The organism is Neorhizobium alkalisoli, from assembly GCF_007829835.1.
GTDB lineage: Bacteria > Pseudomonadota > Alphaproteobacteria > Rhizobiales > Rhizobiaceae > Neorhizobium.
Map to the genome: position 1 here is coordinate 683,826 of NZ_VIWP01000003.1, position 16,930 is coordinate 700,755.

Consider the following 16,930-nt stretch of genomic DNA (forward strand, 5'->3'; position numbering starts at 1 on the left):
AAAATGCCGATTGATGCGGCAGGCAACCTGGGTTAAGAACCCGATATCGGACGAAGCGAGTCATCGCTTTTCGGCATGCACCCGTAGCTCAGCTGGATAGAGTGTTGGATTCCGATTCCAAAGGTCACAGGTTCGAATCCTGTCGGGTGCGCCATTCATTTCACCTACAGTGTTGTTTTTTCTGAATTTCCGCCGCATTCCGAAGTCGCACGCTCGCCGCGCGAAGCCGATCGGAACGTCTCGGGCATTGCCGGAAAATCCGGTATTTCTCGCTGCCATCTGGGATGTTGGCGATGGCAACCTACCTATGGGGTCTGACCAAGAATTTCAGAGGAGAATTGGATGAGCGTTGAATTCGGCCCGTATATACAGATGCGCAAGCTCGCTCAGCAAATGGCTATTCAGTATCAAAAAGACGCGAAGCTCGCTCTGGCACCTCTTCTGGCTCATTTCATGGATGAGGTCGAAGTCAACGTCGCTTCCGATCAGTATGACCACGCAGGATTCATGGAAAGGATGCGCGCGCCGCTGCAGCTTGATGCCGAGGTGACATTGGATCCGCGCCGCAAGGAATTCCTCCAGGCTGTTGCAGATGCCCTGCAAGATCGTATCAAGCGCGAATTGGACGCGCCCACTCTTCCGGCCTGACACTCCGAAACATTTTAAGTCAGAATATCAGACCGACCCGGAGTCAAGTTTACGTTCGCCAGGATCGGTCAGCCACCAAGGGATCCAATGCGCGCAGCGCCCCGTGCCAAAATATCGGCCTGATCATTGCCTTCGACCCCGGAATGCCCCTTGCAGAGCTCGACCACGACCCGCGGATTGTTTTCGAGCAGCGCGTCGAGTTGCTGCCACAGCTTCGCATCCGGGATCGGTCGCCGTCGGGAGCGCGGGTTGGGATAGATCCGTTTCCAACCATTGTTTCGCCAGATGCTCCTCCACCGGCCACATCCTTCAAACACATGGTTGGAATCCGTATGGAGAATGGCGGCTCGCCCGTTTGCATGGATTTCGAGCCAGGATAGGGCTTTCACTGCAGCCAGCACTTCAAACGCGTTGTTCGACGGACCTTTATCGAAACCGCTGGCGGAATAGACCTGCCGGTCGCCTTCGAGCACCACGAAAGCCCAGCCTCCAGAGAGGGTTTTGGCATCGAAGGATCCGTCGGAGAAGATATCAAGCGTATCAGGCATGGCAAAACCTATACATCGATTCGAGCGCCTCTCCGCTGCCCCGACATCGCTCTAGGCAGCAGTCGCATCCTCAAATTCCCCGCCCCGCATCCAGCACCTCCTCCGCCTCCTCGATCGACATCGCCAGAACCCGCTTGCCGATCTCGAAGCCGAAGCCGCCTCTTGCAAAGGCCGAAAACTCCTTGGCCCGACGCGCCTCGTCCGGCTCCACCTTGCGAAAAGGTCCGAATGCCCGTTTGCGGGCAAGCACGACCGCCGCATAAAGATCATCGGCATCGGCGGTTGCGGTTTCCACCGTGTCGCGGGCAACGCCCTTCTGGGCCAGTTTTTGGGCGATTGCCCGTTTCGAGCGGCCACTGCGTATGCCGGATCGGGTGCTGATCTCGGCAAAGGCGCTGTCGTCGAGGGCCTTGTTATCATAGGCAAATTTCACGGCGGATTCCGCCAGTGCCTTCACCTGCGCCTCGCTGATATTTTCGAATTTCTGCCGAGCCTTGCGGGCGATCGCGTCAAAAAGCTGCTTTTCGGTATGCATGCGTTTTTCGACGCGATAGATCGTCGAGTTACGCGCCCAGGAAAACATCCGCGGCGTCGGCGTGTCGGAAGATTGCGTATCCGATGGGAAGCTGTCCGATATCTGCGTGTCGTCGTCCAAATCCGGTTCCTGCACAAGTCTCGTTTCTGCATGCGGCACACGGCCAAACTTGCGGCTTGTTTAAACCAGGATGCGCCGGCAATCGATCCCCGGCCGCATCTTAAAGCGCCCGCCCCTGCGCCAGCGTCCAGAAGCTTTCGGCAATATCCGCCATGCGCCCACGCGGCCGGATCAGCACGATTTTCACGCCGATGGCCCAGTCGTCCGATCCGGCCCGTGCCAACCGACCGGTATCGCCCATTTCGTCGGCCGCAAGGCTTTCGGGGATCCAGGCGACCCCCTTGCCTTCGATCGCCAGCGCCTTCAGCGCCATCGCCAGATGCGACGAGAAAACCGGCTGCAGTTGCAGGCCTTGCGTCCGGGCCGCAAGGCTGGAGGCCAATATGCGCCCCATGCCGGATTTCTCCTCGAAGCAAAGATGCGGCACGACCCCGGCGGTGGCGTTTTCGATATCGTAGAGCGCCCTGCCCTCGGCATCCCGGCCGCTCACCGGGATCAACCGGTCGCTGGCAAGCTCCACATGGCGAAAATCCTGCATGTCGAGGCGGATCCGGCTTTCTGCGTGATAATGGCAGAGCAGGAATTGCGCCCGCCCTTCGAGCATGATCCGTTCGCATTCGTTCATGTTGTCGGAGAGCAGCCTGACCGGCATGGTCGAGGCGATTGGCCCGAGCGTCTGGATCCAGTGCGGGAAAAAGATGAAGGAAAGCGCATGCGTGGCGGCGAAGGTCACGGTGGAGCTGGCGCTGCGCATCTGCTCGATATCCCGATGCGCCCGCTCCAGCCGACCACCGACGTCACCGGCCGCCGCCAGCATGATTTCGCCGGCCGCCGTCAGTTTCAGCCGATGGGTCGAGCGGTCGATCAGTTCCGCGCCGCACCAGTCTTCCAGCGACTTGATGCGCCGCCCGAATGCCGGCTGGGTAATGTTCCGCTTTTCCGCCGCACGCGAAAAATTCAGCGTCTCGGCCAGCGCCTGAAGGTCGGCAAGCCAGGCGGTATCCATCGGCAATCCTCCTGCATCGCAATGCCTTTCATGCACCATGAAAAAGACAGATCGGGAAAAAGATCAAATCATTTCCGTATTTTTGCAGTGCAGCAATAAAAGAGCAATGCCGAAACGGCATTGATACGGCCCGGATCGGCATTGGACCCCGGTCAGCCTTCAACCCTAAAAAAGCATGCACTCTGGGGGAGAGATGCATGAACCAAGGGAGGAAGGGTCCATGGCGCGACGGCTGCTCGGACAATTATACATTCAGGTTTTGATCGGCATCGCGATCGGCATTCTTGTCGGTCTGGTCGTGCCGGATATCGCAACGAAGCTGCAGCCGCTGGCGGATGGTTTCATCAAGCTCATCAAGATGCTGCTGGCGCCGGTCATTTTTGCGACCGTGGTGCTCGGCATCGCCAAGATGGGCGACATCAAGGAAGTCGGCAAGATCGGCGTGCGCTCGCTGATCTATTTCGAGGTACTGTCGACCATCGCGCTGGTGATCGGCCTCGTCGTCGTCAACATCATGCAGCCCGGCGTCGGCATGAATATCGATCCGAGCAAGATCGATGCGAGCGCCATCTCGACCTATCAGCAGACGGCCCAGGCCCAGGGCGGCGCCGTCGAATTCTTCATGAACATCATCCCGACGACGATCGTCGATGCCTTTGCCAAGGGCGCGATGCTGCAGATCATCCTTGTCGCCGTGTTGATGGGCGTGGCACTCGTCCAGCTCGGGCCGAAGGCCACGCCGCTGGTCGATGTGCTAGATACGATGCTGCAGGCGCTGTTCAAGATCGTTGCCATGATAATGCGTCTGGCGCCGATCGGTGCCGGTGCCGGCGTCGCCTATACGATCGGCAAATATGGCGTCGGTTCGCTGTTTGCGCTCGGTCACCTGATGCTCGGCGTCTACCTCACCTCGATCGTCTTCGTCGTCGTCATTCTCGGCGCGGTCGCACGCTGGTCGGGTTTCCCGCTGATGCATTTCTTCCGGTATTTCAAGGATGAGATCCTGATCGTGCTGGCCACCTGCTCGTCGGAAGCTGTGCTGCCGCGGATGATGGACAAGCTGGAAAAGCTCGGCTGCAAGCGCTCCGTCGTCGGCCTCGTCCTGCCGACCGGCTACACGTTTAATGCCGATGGCACCTGCATCTATCTGACCATGGCCGCCGTCTTCGTTGCCCAGGCCACCAATACGCCGCTCGGGTTCGAAGGCCAGCTGATCATTCTCGGCGTGCTGCTTCTGACCTCGAAAGGTTCGGCGGGTGTTGCCGGCGCCGGCTTTGTCACGCTTGCCGCGACGCTGTCCAGCTTCCACGCCATCCCGGTTGCCGGCCTCGTCCTTCTGCTCGGCGTCGACCGCTTCATGAACGAGGCCCGCGCCGTCGTGAACCTGATCGGCAACGGCATCGCCACGATCGCCATCGCCAAATGGGAAGGCGCGCTCGACCAGAACACCGTCAAGGCCGTCATCGCCGAACAGCGCGGCGAACGGCCGCGCGAGATCACGGCCGCCGCCGTCCAGACCCAACACTGACAAACCGCAATACCCATTCAGAACGGAGCATGAAATGCGTATCATTGATGTCTGCGAAGTCACGAAGCCGATCGCCTCGCCCATTCGCAACGCCTATATCGACTTCTCGAAAATGACGGCCAGCCTCGTCGCCGTCGTCACCGACGTCGTCAAGGACGGCCGCCGTGTCGTCGGTTACGGTTTTAATTCGAACGGCCGTTACGGCCAGGGCGGCCTGATCCGCGAACGGTTCAAGGACCGTATTCTTCAGGCCGATCCGGCCGAGTTGAGCAACGATGCCGGCACCAATCTCGACCCGCACAAGATCTGGGCGAAGATGATGATGAACGAAAAGCCCGGCGGTCATGGCGAACGCTCGGTCGCCGTCGGCACGATCGACATGGCGGTCTGGGATGCCGTCGCCAAGATCGAAGGAAAGCCGCTCTTCCGGCTTCTGGCCGAAATGAAGGGCCGCGAGGCCAATCCGAAAGTCTTCGTTTATGCCGCCGGCGGTTATTATTATCCCGGCAAGGACAATAGCGCCCTGCGCAAGGAAATGCGCGGTTACCTCGACCGCGGCTACAATGTCGTGAAGATGAAGATCGGCGGCGCCTCGATCGACGAAGACCGCGGCCGTATCGAATCCGTACTGGAAGAGATCGGCTCCGAAGCAAAACTCGCCGTCGATGCGAACGGCCGTTTCGATCTCGAAACCGGCATCGCCTATGCAAAGATGCTGCGCGACTATCCGCTCTTCTGGTACGAGGAAATCGGTGATCCGCTCGATTATGCGCTGCAGGCGGCAATCTCGGAATTTTACGATGCACCGATGGCGACCGGCGAAAATCTGTTCTCGCATCAGGATGCCCGCAACCTTCTGCGTTACGGTGGCATGCGCGCCGACCGCGATTTCCTGCAGTTCGACTGCGCCCTTTCCTACGGTCTCGTCGAATATCTGCGCACGCTCGATGTGCTGCGCCAGTTCGGCTGGTCGCCGTCGCGCTGCATCCCGCATGGCGGCCATCAGATGTCGCTCAATATCGCAGCCGGTCTCGGCCTTGGCGGCAATGAGAGCTATCCGGATCTCTTCCAGCCCTATGGCGGTTTCCCGGACGGCGTGAAGGTGATCGACGGTCATATCACCATGCCGGAGCTGCCGGGCATCGGTTTTGAAGGCAAGTCCGACCTGATCAAGGTCATGCGCGAACTGGCCGAATGAGTTTTTTAAAGGGCGGGCTGCACAGTCCGCCCTTGAAGACCGAAGAGAGACTTGCCTGACAGATTGCCGTCGTTACCTTGCGACGGCGCAATGATGGGACGAAGGGAAATACCGATGGCCGGCTAGGGTTCGAACGCCTACAGGATCGCCGTGATTGCCGGTGACGGCATCGGCAAGGAAGTCGTGCCGGAAGGCTTGCGTATTCTCGAAGCTGCGGCCTCGAAATTCGATATCGACTTAAAATTCGACACGTTCGATTTCTCCTCCTGCGACTATTACGAAAAGCACGGACGGATGATGCCGGAGGACTGGAAACAGCAGATCGGCGGTCACGACGCAATCTTTTTCGGCGCCGTCGGCTGGCCGGCCCGTGTGCCGGATCATATCTCGCTCTGGGGTTCGCTCATCCAGTTCCGCCGCGAGTTCGACCAATATGTCAGCCTGCGTCCCTGCCGGCTGATGCCCGGCGTCAAATCGCCGCTTGCCGGCCGCAAGCCGGGCGATATCGATTTCTACGTCGTGCGTGAAAACACCGAGGGTGAATATTCGTCGATCGGCGGCAAGATGTTCCCCGGTACCGAGCGCGAGGTCGTGGTGCAGGAAACGGTGATGACCCGCACCGGCGTTGACCGAATTCTCAAATACGCGTTCGAGCTATCGGCTTCCCGCAAGGGCCACCTCACTTCGGCCACCAAGTCGAATGGCATTTCCATCACCATGCCCTATTGGGATGAGCGGGTGGAGGAAATGGCGAAAAACTATCCCGGCGTGACATGGGACAAGTATCACATCGACATTCTCTGCGCCCAGTTCGTGCTGCATCCGGACTGGTTCGATGTCGTTGTCGCCTCCAACCTGTTCGGCGACATCCTGTCCGATCTCGGCCCCGCCTGCACCGGCACGATCGGCATCGCGCCATCGGGCAATATCAATCCGGAGCGGAACTTTCCGTCGCTATTCGAGCCGGTTCATGGCTCGGCGCCGGATATTGCCGGAATGGGCATTGCCAATCCGGTCGGCCAGATCTGGTCGGCGGCTATGATGCTGGACCATCTGGGAGAGGTTTCGGCGGCCAAGGCTATCCTGCAGGCAATCGAGACCGTGCTTGCAGACGACAGGCTGAAGACCCGTGATCTTGGCGGCAGCGCCAACACGGTCGAGTGCGGCAAGGCGATCGCCGCAGCGCTTTAAGACTGAACGATCAGGCTGCGGCGGAATAACCGCCCGCGGCTGCGGGACGAACCGCAGTCATCGGCTGCGCCGGTACGATAACGGCCTCCTTCATGCCGGCTTCGATCAGCGCGATCTCGTTCAGGCAATATTGCTCGTCATAGATCTGCTGGCGAATACGGCTCATGCGGGCCACCACGCAGACAATCAGATCGGCAAGCAGCAGCAAGGCAATGGTGGTCGAGAATAGAGCAAGCATTGGCATTCCTCCTTGAGGGTCTCCTGTCCCGACACCATTAGACACGACAAGCCGTAAGGTTCCGTTTCCATGCATGCATAAGGTTGTGTTGCGGGGCATGAATAAGAATTGGTCAACGCGACCTTCCGCCCGCCCTGGCGTCACGACTCGGAACCAGTCTGCTGGCGGCAACGTTTGTCCTTTTGCAAAAGCCGTGATCTCAAACAGGGAGGATGACCATGGCCGAAAGTGCAAAAGCAGTAGAAGACACCAGGGCTCGCATCGCCGTCGAAAAGGTCGACAAACCCGGCGTCACCGGCAACCATCCCGCCGCCGGCCCGCATGCGAAAGCCCATCTCACCGACAAGGACAAGACGCCGGGCACCGGCGCGCTTCCCGACGACAACGGCCCGGAAATCGACGCTGGCTCGGGCTGATATTTTCCATTGAAGGCCTGGCCTTCTCACGCTTCTCGAAAGCCGCCGCATCTGCGGCGGCTTGTCACTTGCTCCCGTGCTCCGGCAGCGCTACACCGCAACCTTGAGGATGCGGATTGACAGGCATGTCGGACGAAACAATCACTCTTTATGAAGCGATCGGCGGCGACGACACGGTGCGCGCGCTGGCAAAACGTTTCTACGAACTGATGGACACGCTTCCCGAAGCGGCACGCTGCCGGGCGATCCATCCGCCGAGCCTTGCCGGCAGCGAGGCGAAATTTTACGATTACCTCACCGGTTATCTTGGCGGCCCGCCCGTCTATGTCGAGAAGCACGGCCATCCGCGCCTGCGCTCACGTCATTTCGGCGCCGAGATCGGCCCTGTCGAACGCGACGAGTGGTTGCTCTGCTTCCGGCGCGCGATAGACGAGACGATCGAAAACCCGAAATTGCGCGACATCATCTGGCAGCCGGTCGAACGGCTGGCCCAGCACATGCAGAACAAGGAATAGGCCGTTGGAAAGACTCGTCAAACTGCGGCCGTTGATTCTGTTTGTGAGCGGCGTCATGGGTGCCTGCGGAGTGGCGCTTGCGGCAGCTGCAAGCCATGGCGGCGACGCGGTGTTTCTCGGCTCGGCCTCGACCATGTGTCTGGCGCATGCGCCGGTCCTGCTGGCGCTTTATCTTGGCGATAAATTCTTCAGGACGGCGACACCAGCCGCCCTCATTCTGGGGCTCGGCACCATCGTTTTTGCCGGCGATCTGGTGTCACGGCATTATCTCGGCGACCGGCTGTTTCCGTTCGCAGCCCCTTTTGGCGGCACGATGATGATGCTGGGCTGGCTGGTGGTCGCAGCAGGCGCCTTCTTCAGGTCGCCTGTACGCTGACATTCCGATGCGCAGGGCATGCGCCCTATTTGCGGAACATCAGAACCTTGCCGGCTTCGGCAGCCGGAACACTGGAGGCGCCCGGCTTCGAAGCCGAGCGGAAGGTTATTATATTACTCGCCTCGGCCTCTTCGCGCGCTGCAATCAGCGCATAAAGTTCCGGCACCAGTCCGTCGCCGCTGTGTTCGGCCAGTTTGTGCAGGCCGATCAACAGGCTTGCGTCACGACGGTCGTCTTTCATCATTTCTATCCCTGATCGTCTGAAGTGCCCGCTCAAGGCTGGATTTCGAACCGTTGCGCAACGGAATGAACTGAACACCGAACTTCTTGCAGCCGGTCTTCACCCTGAGGCAGGCATCGTGGCTGATACAGTCGATCGGGCAGAAAACGCAGTCGACCGATGGCAGGACCGTATCGATGCGCGATACCGCCTCGCGCAGGCCGCCATCATGATGGATCAGCTCTGCGCCATGCTTGCTGGCGATTTCACGCAGATGCGCAACCTGACAGTCACGGCCACCGACATAGAGGAAGCTGCGGATGTCGATCACATCACGGGCACCGATCTTTGCCGGCTGCTCGTTCTGCTCCTGGCTGTTTCCGTTCTTCCGCTTCTGTTTCTTCGCCATGACGCTCCCCATTTTCGGCAGAATCTTCCGGGGCGGCCCCGTCGATGGCGGCACCTTAGTTAAGTTGACTATTAGAGTAAAGATTAAAAGGTGATAATTTTGCTCATATTTCAAAGAGGCATTTCAGAACCTTCGAAAGCCTTGAAATCAAAGGAAAAACATGGGCATCCGAAAGGTGAAAGGCTGCTAAAGCCTATCTGACGGCATTCCATATACCGTGTAAAAGGCCCGATATCAGCGGGCCATTTCCAGCGCTGTCATGCGAATGCCGACGAAATTGTCGTGGTCGTCGGCAACGATTTCACCGTAACCGATCACCTGTCCGTTGACCTGCAGCTCCACCGGCTCGCCAAAATGTTTGTCCAGCCGGAAGCGGGCGCCGTCCTGCGCCGCCATCAGCTGCGCCACGGAAACCTTCGTCTTGCCGATCACCACCTGCACCTCGATCGGGATATCGTTCACCCGCTGCGGCGCCAGGTCCAGCTGCTGGACAAAGGAGGTCTTGCGTTCGGATGCAAAACCCGGAGGGACGGCGGAGGCTTGTTCGGCAGCCATATTATCACTCATGACAATCACCTTCTGAAAATGGATTTTCGTGCCGGTCAGGGCACATCATTAAAGACGATTGGCCCGAAGCCCTCTCTGCAGGAATCGGCCCATGCCCCTGCCTAGATCGCTCGGAATTCCAATGCGCCCTGCACCCGCCGTTAAACTTAACAGGTCCTAAACATCCACAGATCCTGGCAATTCGCACGGCCAAGACGATACATTGTCACAAAAATGTAGGCTGATCGGCGCGGGACTTTAAGCCTTGCGCGGGACCATGCGCGCCTGAATGACGGGCGGAACCGAATCACGCATCCGCTTCAGCGTCGCCAGCGGCAGGTTGATCTTGCTCAACGCCTCGATGAAGAACGTGTCTTCCGGCTTGGAGAAAGAGACGACCATTTCCGCCTTCATCACGTTTTTCTTGGCGCAGGTGAAAAAGATCTCCCCGTCCCCGAGGCAGAGATAAAAATGGTCCGGCAGAAACTCGATCGCGCTGGACTGGATGGTCGCGCCATTCTCATGCAGGCCGACGATACGGACCTGCAGGCTGGCAAAGGATTTGACCCCGCCCGCTTTCGGATAGATTGCCCGCGCCACGAGATTGGCCTTGCGCTGGCGGATGCCCGGATTGTCGTTCGCGCTGTAAAACTGCGCGAGATAATGACGTTTCTGGTTCTGCAACATGTGGCCGGCCGGAAAACTTGGTTAAAGGATCGTTAATTCCTAACCCGAGGACAAAACCCGTTCAATTATCAGATCTTGCACATTCCTTGCGTTTCCGCGGCCTGGACCAAGGCTCAGCGCCAAATATTTACCGTTTGATAAATTTTTTGACTGTGTTAGCCTGCCCTCAATAGTTGTCCATGACCATAAAATGAGGGAACTCGGATGGCACGACTGGGAAGCGGGATCGAGGCCGGACGCCTCTCTCCCGAAGAATACGCATCCAATTTTTCCGATCTTCACCCGCGCCTCGACAGGCATGAGGCGCTGGTGGCGGCAGACCGCTGTTATTTCTGTTATGACGCGCCCTGTATGGCGGCCTGTCCCACCGCCATCGATATCCCGCTCTTCATCAGGCAGATATCGACTGGCAACCCGCTCGGATCCGCCAAGACGATTTTCGACCAGAACATTCTGGGCGGCATGTGCGCCCGCGTCTGTCCCACCGAAACACTGTGCGAGGACGTCTGCGTCCGTAACACGGCGGAAGACCGGCCGGTCGAGATCGGCAGGCTGCAGCGTTATGCGACCGACATTGCCATGGATGCGGGCCGGCAGTTTTATGCCCGCAAACCCGAGAGCGGCAAGACAATCGCTGTGGTCGGCGCAGGCCCGGCAGGGCTGGCAGCCGCACATCGGCTCGCCTTGCACGGCCATTCCGTCACCATTCTCGAAGCCCGTGAAAAACCCGGCGGCCTCAACGAATACGGTATCGCCACCTACAAGGCGGTCGACGAATTCGCCCAGCGCGAGGTCGATTACGTCACCGCGATCGGCGGCATCACCTTCGACTACGGCAAGGCGCTCGGCCGCGACTTCTCGCTCTCCGACCTCACCGGCCAATATAATGCGGTTTTCCTCGGCATGGGACTTGCCGGCGTCAACGGCCTCGGCATCGAAGGCGAGAATCTTCTAGGCGTCGATGACGCCGTGGATTTCATTGCCGCGCTTCGCCAGACACCGGACAAGGGAAAAATCCCGATCGGCCGGCGCGTCACCGTCATCGGCGGCGGCATGACGGCGATCGATGCCGCCATCCAGGCAAAGCTGCTCGGCGCCGAGGAAGTGACGATCTGTTATCGCCGCGGCAAGGCCAGCATGAACGCCTCGGCTTACGAGCAGGATCTCGCGACCGCCAATGGCGTCATCATCCGCCACTGGCTGGCCCCGAAATCGGTGATCGAGAGGGATGGCGCGGTGGCCGGCCTCGAAGTGGCCTATACGGCACTCGGCGATGACGGCAGGCTGGTGATGACCGGCGAAACCGGCATGCTCGCCACCGACCAGATTTTTAAGGCGATCGGCCAGAGTTTTTCCGCCTCCGGCCTCGGCGCATTGCAGTTCGAGCGTGGCAAGATCGTGGTCGATGCCACGGGGCATACCTCGATCGAAAACGTCTGGGCCGGCGGCGATTGCACCGGCATCGGCGAAGATCTGACCGTTGCGGCCGTGGCGCAGGGACGCGACGCGGCCGAAAGCATCAACCGCATGTTCGCAGCCGGCGCGCGGCCGGCGACCGCCGTGGCGTGAGGGGGAAAGACAATGGCTGATATCCGCAACAATTTCGTCGGCATCAAATCCCCCAACCCCTTCTGGCTGGCCTCCGCACCGCCGACCGACAAAGCCTATAATGTCGAGCGTGCCTTCAGGGCAGGCTGGGGCGGCGTCGTCTGGAAGACGCTAGGCGAACAGGGGCCGCCGGTCGTCAATGTCAACGGCCCGCGTTACGGCGCGATCTGGGGCGCCGACCGCCGCCTGCTGGGATTGAACAATATCGAGCTGATCACCGACCGCGACCTCTACACCAACCTTCGAGAGATGAAGGAGGTGAAGAAGAACTGGCCGGACCGGGCGATCATCGCCTCGATCATGGTGCCCTGCGAGGAAAGCGCCTGGAAGGCGATCCTGCCACTCGTCGAGGAGACGGAAGTGGACGGGATCGAGCTGAACTTCGGCTGTCCACACGGCATGTCGGAGCGCGGCATGGGCTCCGCCGTCGGCCAGGTGCCGGAATATATCGAAATGGTCGTGCGCTGGTGCAAGCAATATACCCGCATGCCGGTCATCACCAAGCTGACGCCAAACATCACCGACATCCGCCACCCTGCCCGCGCCGCAAAACGCGGCGGCACCGATGCCGTGTCGCTGATCAACACCATCTCCTCGATCGTCTCGGTCGATCTCGACAGCTTTTCACCAAACCCTTCGGTCGGCGGCAAGGGATCGCATGGCGGCTATTGCGGCCCGGCGGTCAAGCCGATCGCGCTCAATATGGTCGCCGAGATCGCCCGCGACCCGGAAACCTTCGGCCTGCCCATTTCCGGCATCGGCGGCGTGACGACCTGGCGGGATGCCGCCGAATTTTTAGCTCTCGGCGCCGGCAATGTGCAGGTCTGCACCGCAGCCATGACCTACGGCTTCAAGATCGTCCAGGAAATGATTTCAGGTCTTTCCGACTGGATGGATGCAAAGGGCCACCAGACGCTGGATGATATTACCGGCCGCGCCGTACGCAACGTCACCGACTGGCAATATCTCAACCTCAACTATATCGCCAAGGCGCATATCGACCAGGATGCCTGCATCAAATGCGGCCGCTGTCACATCGCCTGCGAGGACACCTCGCATCAGGCGATTACGTCCATGGTCGATGGCGTCAGACATTTCGAGGTGAAGGAAGAGGATTGCGTCGGCTGTAATCTCTGCGTCAACGTCTGTCCCGTCGAGAACTGCATCACCATGGATGCGCTGGAACCGGGCGATCTCGACCAGCGCACGGGAAAGATCGTCGATCCGAACTACGCCAACTGGACGACCCATCCGAACAACCCGATGGCCCGGCAGGCGGCGGAGTGAAGCCTCCCCGCCCGGTTACTCGGCAGCGGCTGGGGCAGCACCGTTAAAGACTTTTTGATAGGCGCTCGGGCTCGTCCCGAGCCGCCTGCGAAAATGATGCCGCAGCGTTGCCAGCGTCCCAAAACCGCTGGCGACGGCAATGTCATCGAGCGGCAGCGACGCCCTGCCCTCCAGCAAGGTCCGGGCATGCCCGAGCCTCTCGCGCAAAAGCCACTCCCCGACGCTTTCGCCGGTCGTCTGTTCGAAGCGCCGCTGAAACGTGCGCTCACTCATGCCGGCCTTTGTCGCGAGGAACCGGATTGGCTGTTCCTGCCCGAGATTCTCGCGCATCCATTCGAGAAGCGGGCCAAGCCGCATGCCCTCGCGCGCCACCGGCACCGATGTGCGGATGAACTGCGCCTGTCCGCCTTCGCGATGCGGCGGCAGGACGAGCCGTCGCGCAACGCTGTTGGCGGCATCGACGCCGTGATCGCGGCGCACGACATGCAGGCAGAGATCGATGCCCGCGGCACTGCCGGCCGCGGTCAGGAGATTGCCCTCGTCCATGTAAAGGACATCGGCATCGAAGCTGATATTCGGGTAACGCGCAGCGATGCCCTCGACATAACGCCAATGGGTCGTCGCCCGCTGCCCGTCGAGCAGACCGGTTGCGGCCAGAACCGCGACGCCCGAGCAGAGCGACATCAGCCGCGCTCCGCGCGCATGCGCCTGCCGCAGTGCTTCCGCCAAGTCTTCGGGAACCTCAGCATTGATCGATCGCCAGCCCGGAACGACGATCAGATCGGCCTCGGCCAAAAGATCCAGCCCGCGATCGACGGAGACGGTGAGACCACCCGCGGCACGCAGCGGCCCCGGTTCGATGCCGCAGACCGAATAACGGTACCAGTCCTCGCCCATTTCCGGACGCGGCAGACCAAAGACTTCATAGGCGATGCCGAATTCGAAGGTGCAGAGCCCGTCATAGGCCAGCACGACGACATGAGGGCCGCGAAGCGCATTTGGCATGATCTTTACGCCTATCGTCATTATTGCCAATTTCGCCCATCGATATCAGAGGCGATGATGACCCCGCAAGATCATCAAAAGGCAGATCACCGGAAGGACTAAAAAATGCCGAGCCTCGCCGCCGAAACACCTGCAGCCTCCCCCGCCGAAACCGCCGCCTATTACGCCCGCAAACTGGCTTTCGAGACCGATTGCTGGGACGTGCATGCCTCGTTTGCGTCAGGCACCACCGATTTCGTGCTTCTCGACGTGCGTTCGCCGACGCTCTTTGCCCGATCGCATGTGCCCGGTGCGCTCAATCTGCCGCATGGTAAGATGACGGCGCATCGCATGTCCGCATGGCCGGCCGAGACGCTTTTCGTGGTCTATTGCGCCGGACCGCATTGCAACGGCACCGACAAGGCGGCCTTCCGCCTGGCGAGCCTCGGTTATGCGGTAAAAGTCATGATTGGTGGCATGACCGGCTGGGCGGATGAGGGCTTTGACACCGCATCCGGTTCCGATTGAATGCAAAAATCGCACTGCACGAACCGCGTGCAGTGCGATAAAAATTGTGTCTGCGCAGATTTCCCTCGATGGTTTTGACCAGAGAAACGTTGAAATAAAGCGGGAAACTCAAAATTGCCGCACCGCAACACAGTGGAACCATTCAACGCCTGAAATCGGGAAGTATACGACTTTAAAAGAGTTTTAGCGGAACCTTTACTGAGCAATTGCCCGACACTGATAATATTGATCGGCAAATCGCCGTTTTAGCCGCCTCCGCCTTAGACCATCAGGTCTGGCTGCGACATTTTAACCTGCAATTAGTCTAGATGTGGCAAGACCTTAGCCAGACATCCTGACGCGAACGATGAGACGCGCCATGGAGATGTGTGTTGGGCAGGAACAGATTGGTGCACACCATGGCGTTTAAAGATATATCCATTTCGAAGAAGATCGGCCTCGTCGTCGTTGTGATGGGCATTGCTTCATTGATCATCGCCGGCGTTTCCGGCACCGGTCTCTACGGCCTGCAGAAGGCGATGACGACCGTCGGCGGCCGCGAAGAGGTTGCCCGTGAGGCGATGGACCTTCGCGTCGACATCATCGCCATCAGCCGCATGACCTACCAGCTGGCTGCAGCGCCGGACAAGGCGAAGGATTTCCGCGCCGAGACCGACAAGCGCTCCTCCGAAATGCTGGCCCGCCTGCCAAAGATCGAATCCACGGCCGACGCCACCGAAAAGCAGCAGATCGCCACGATCAAGACTGCGCTCGACAGCTATTTCGGCATGATCCGCGCCATGGTCGACGTGGCTGAAAAGAACCCGACCGATGCTGCCGCGATCGGCGGCGCGCTGAAGAAGGCGCTTGATGGCCAGAAGGTCGTCACCGACACGGTCAAGGTCTACTCCACCTATTCCGGCAACACGCTGGCCGCCGCCCGCGCCGATGCCGTCGCCTCGTCGAACACGGCGATGATCATCGCAGGCCTCGCCACGATCGGCTTCATCATCCTCGGCTCGGCGATCAGCACGCTCGTCGCCCGCCGCGGCATTGTCGGCCCCATCCGCTCGCTGACCTCGGCCATGAGCCGCCTTGCCCAGGGCGAGATGGAAAACATCTCTGTCGATACGAACCGCAAGGACGAGATCGGCGAAATGGCCGGCGCTGTGGAAATCTTCCGCAGCAACGCGCTCGCCATGCGTGATCTGAAGGCCCAGGAAGCTGCCCTGCACGAACGCTCGAGCGATCTGCAGAGCAGCATTTCCACGGTCGTCGCCTCGGCTGTCGCCGGCGATTATTCCGGCCGCATCACCAAGGATTACCAGAACGGCGACCTCAACCGCTTCGCGGCCGGCGTCAACGAACTGGTTGCCAGCGTCGATCTGGCCGTCACCGAAGTGCGCCGCGTCATTGCTTCGCTTGCCGATGCCGACCTGACCCAGAGCATGGAAGGCCAGTTCCAGGGCGCGTTTGCCGAACTGCAGACCAATGTCAACACGACGATGGTGCGCCTGCGTGGCACGATGAACAATGTTCGCGCCGCCGCCGGCACGATCAACAACAACTCGGCCGAACTGAGCTCGGCTGCCAACGACCTCTCCAAGCGCACCGAACAGCAGGCCGCGGCCCTCGAGGAAACGGCAGCCGCTCTGGACGAGATCACCGCAACCGTCCGCGCCGCCTCGGCCCGCGCCACGGAAGCCCGCGACATGGTGCATGAGACCAAGCAGAGCGCTGCCAAGTCGGGCGAGATCGTCCGCAGCGCCGTCACCGCCATGGGCCGTATCGAGGACTCGTCCACGAAGATCAGCCAGATCATCAGCGTCATCGACGAAATCGCCTTCCAGACCAACCTCCTGGCATTGAATGCCGGTGTTGAAGCAGCCCGTGCCGGTGAAGCCGGCCGCGGTTTCGCCGTCGTCGCCCAGGAAGTTCGCGAGCTTGCCCAGCGTTCGGCAAACGCTGCCAAGGAGATCAAGACCCTGATCAGCACTTCGGCTGCCGAAGTCGAAGGCGGCGTCTCGCTGGTCCGCTCCACCGGTGATGCGCTTCTCGAGATCGAAAACCTCGTCAACCGCGTCAACGCCCATGTGGAATCGATCACCACCGCCGCCCGCGAACAGGCAACGGCGCTGGCCGAGATCAATTCCTCGGTCAACCACATGGACCAGATGACCCAGAAGAACGCCGCGATGGTGGAAGAAACCACCGCCGCCAGCGAGACGCTTGCCGAAGAAAGCCGCCAGCTGCAGTCGATCCTGCGCAATTTCAAGCTGGACAGCAACGAGCGCCCCGCCGCCCGCCACGCCCGCGCCGCCTGATCGGATCATGGCGGCCGGAGATCTCTGGCTATCTCGACC

At 60.1% G+C, this 16,930-nt stretch carries 20 protein-coding genes and 1 tRNA gene; 12 read left to right on the forward strand and 9 right to left on the reverse strand.

Features of this window, described 5'->3' with window-relative positions:
• Positions 1–77: 77 nt before the first annotated feature.
• Positions 78–154, forward strand: a tRNA-Arg gene (locus tag FHW37_RS14190).
• 188 nt (positions 155–342) lie between these two features.
• Positions 343–648, forward strand: coding sequence for a hypothetical protein (locus FHW37_RS14195; protein WP_145637554.1), 306 nt, complete (start codon positions 343–345; stop codon positions 646–648).
• 68 nt (positions 649–716) lie between these two features.
• On the opposite strand, the gene FHW37_RS14200 is transcribed toward FHW37_RS14195, so the two are convergent.
• The 3 genes from FHW37_RS14200 to FHW37_RS14210 all read right to left on the reverse strand — a co-directional run bounded on the left by FHW37_RS14200 (position 717) and on the right by FHW37_RS14210 (position 2,857).
• Positions 717–1,196, reverse strand: coding sequence for a ribonuclease H family protein (locus tag FHW37_RS14200; RefSeq protein WP_145637556.1), 480 nt, complete (start codon positions 1,194–1,196; stop codon positions 717–719).
• A gap of 70 nt (positions 1,197–1,266) precedes the next feature.
• On the reverse strand, positions 1,267–1,851 hold the full coding sequence (recX, locus tag FHW37_RS14205; protein WP_281407253.1) for a recombination regulator RecX: 585 nt from the start codon (positions 1,849–1,851) through the stop codon (positions 1,267–1,269).
• Between the two features lie 100 nt (positions 1,852–1,951).
• Positions 1,952–2,857, reverse strand: coding sequence for a LysR family transcriptional regulator (locus FHW37_RS14210; RefSeq protein WP_145637558.1), 906 nt, complete (start codon positions 2,855–2,857; stop codon positions 1,952–1,954).
• A gap of 220 nt (positions 2,858–3,077) precedes the next feature.
• Between FHW37_RS14210 and dctA the strand changes: the two genes are divergently transcribed.
• From dctA to FHW37_RS14225, 3 genes are all read left to right on the forward strand, one after another.
• A complete protein-coding gene (gene dctA, locus FHW37_RS14215; protein WP_145637560.1) occupies positions 3,078–4,385 on the forward strand; it encodes a C4-dicarboxylate transporter DctA in 1,308 nt (435 codons plus the stop codon).
• A 34-nt stretch (positions 4,386–4,419) separates the two neighbouring features.
• Complete coding sequence (locus FHW37_RS14220) at positions 4,420–5,583, forward strand: mandelate racemase/muconate lactonizing enzyme family protein (RefSeq protein WP_145637562.1); 1,164 nt, start codon at positions 4,420–4,422, stop codon at positions 5,581–5,583.
• Between the two features lie 144 nt (positions 5,584–5,727).
• Positions 5,728–6,774, forward strand: coding sequence for a tartrate dehydrogenase (locus FHW37_RS14225; RefSeq protein ID WP_145637564.1), 1,047 nt, complete (start codon positions 5,728–5,730; stop codon positions 6,772–6,774).
• A 10-nt stretch (positions 6,775–6,784) separates the two neighbouring features.
• On the opposite strand, the gene FHW37_RS14230 is transcribed toward FHW37_RS14225, so the two are convergent.
• Positions 6,785–7,012 carry a hypothetical protein gene (locus FHW37_RS14230; protein WP_145637566.1) on the reverse strand — a complete coding sequence of 76 codons (228 nt, stop codon included), beginning with the start codon at positions 7,010–7,012 and terminating at the stop codon, positions 6,785–6,787.
• Between the two features lie 218 nt (positions 7,013–7,230).
• Here FHW37_RS14230 and FHW37_RS14235 point away from each other — a divergent pair, with 218 nt between their 5' ends.
• From FHW37_RS14235 to FHW37_RS14245, 3 genes are all read left to right on the forward strand, one after another.
• A complete protein-coding gene (locus tag FHW37_RS14235; RefSeq protein WP_145637568.1) occupies positions 7,231–7,428 on the forward strand; it encodes a hypothetical protein in 198 nt (65 codons plus the stop codon).
• Positions 7,429–7,553: 125 nt separating this feature from the next.
• The gene (locus FHW37_RS14240; protein ID WP_145637570.1) at positions 7,554–7,943 is read left to right on the forward strand and encodes a group II truncated hemoglobin; all 390 of its coding nucleotides are present in this window, start codon (positions 7,554–7,556) and stop codon (positions 7,941–7,943) included.
• 55 nt (positions 7,944–7,998) lie between these two features.
• On the forward strand, positions 7,999–8,319 hold the full coding sequence (locus tag FHW37_RS14245; RefSeq protein ID WP_145638058.1) for a DUF423 domain-containing protein: 321 nt from the start codon (positions 7,999–8,001) through the stop codon (positions 8,317–8,319).
• Positions 8,320–8,344: 25 nt separating this feature from the next.
• Here FHW37_RS14245 and FHW37_RS14250 read toward each other — a convergent pair whose 3' ends face one another.
• The 4 genes from FHW37_RS14250 to FHW37_RS14265 all read right to left on the reverse strand — a co-directional run bounded on the left by FHW37_RS14250 (position 8,345) and on the right by FHW37_RS14265 (position 10,181).
• The gene (locus FHW37_RS14250) at positions 8,345–8,560 is read right to left on the reverse strand and encodes a hypothetical protein (protein ID WP_210249290.1); all 216 of its coding nucleotides are present in this window, start codon (positions 8,558–8,560) and stop codon (positions 8,345–8,347) included.
• Entirely contained in the window at positions 8,541–8,948 is a 408-nt protein-coding gene (locus FHW37_RS14255) for a DUF2325 domain-containing protein (protein ID WP_145637574.1), read from the reverse strand. Before FHW37_RS14255 ends, FHW37_RS14250 begins: the two co-directional genes overlap by 20 nt.
• A gap of 234 nt (positions 8,949–9,182) precedes the next feature.
• Entirely contained in the window at positions 9,183–9,515 is a 333-nt protein-coding gene (locus FHW37_RS14260; protein WP_145637576.1) for a FliM/FliN family flagellar motor switch protein, read from the reverse strand.
• Positions 9,516–9,752: 237 nt separating this feature from the next.
• Positions 9,753–10,181, reverse strand: coding sequence for a hypothetical protein (locus FHW37_RS14265; RefSeq protein WP_145637578.1), 429 nt, complete (start codon positions 10,179–10,181; stop codon positions 9,753–9,755).
• 204 nt (positions 10,182–10,385) lie between these two features.
• On the opposite strand from FHW37_RS14265, the gene FHW37_RS14270 reads away from it, so the two are divergent.
• On the forward strand, positions 10,386–11,750 hold the full coding sequence (locus FHW37_RS14270) for an NAD(P)-dependent oxidoreductase (protein ID WP_145637580.1): 1,365 nt from the start codon (positions 10,386–10,388) through the stop codon (positions 11,748–11,750).
• A gap of 12 nt (positions 11,751–11,762) precedes the next feature.
• A complete protein-coding gene (gene preA, locus FHW37_RS14275; protein ID WP_145637582.1) occupies positions 11,763–13,076 on the forward strand; it encodes an NAD-dependent dihydropyrimidine dehydrogenase subunit PreA in 1,314 nt (437 codons plus the stop codon).
• A 15-nt stretch (positions 13,077–13,091) separates the two neighbouring features.
• On the opposite strand, the gene ftrA is transcribed toward preA, so the two are convergent.
• On the reverse strand, positions 13,092–14,102 hold the full coding sequence (ftrA, locus tag FHW37_RS14280; RefSeq protein ID WP_145637584.1) for a transcriptional regulator FtrA: 1,011 nt from the start codon (positions 14,100–14,102) through the stop codon (positions 13,092–13,094).
• Positions 14,103–14,186: 84 nt separating this feature from the next.
• Between ftrA and FHW37_RS14285 the strand changes: the two genes are divergently transcribed.
• Both FHW37_RS14285 and FHW37_RS14290 read left to right on the forward strand, forming a co-directional pair.
• The gene (locus FHW37_RS14285; RefSeq protein WP_145637585.1) at positions 14,187–14,588 is read left to right on the forward strand and encodes a rhodanese-like domain-containing protein; all 402 of its coding nucleotides are present in this window, start codon (positions 14,187–14,189) and stop codon (positions 14,586–14,588) included.
• A gap of 398 nt (positions 14,589–14,986) precedes the next feature.
• Complete coding sequence (locus FHW37_RS14290) at positions 14,987–16,891, forward strand: HAMP domain-containing methyl-accepting chemotaxis protein (RefSeq protein ID WP_145637587.1); 1,905 nt, start codon at positions 14,987–14,989, stop codon at positions 16,889–16,891.
• Positions 16,892–16,930 lie beyond the last annotated feature (39 nt).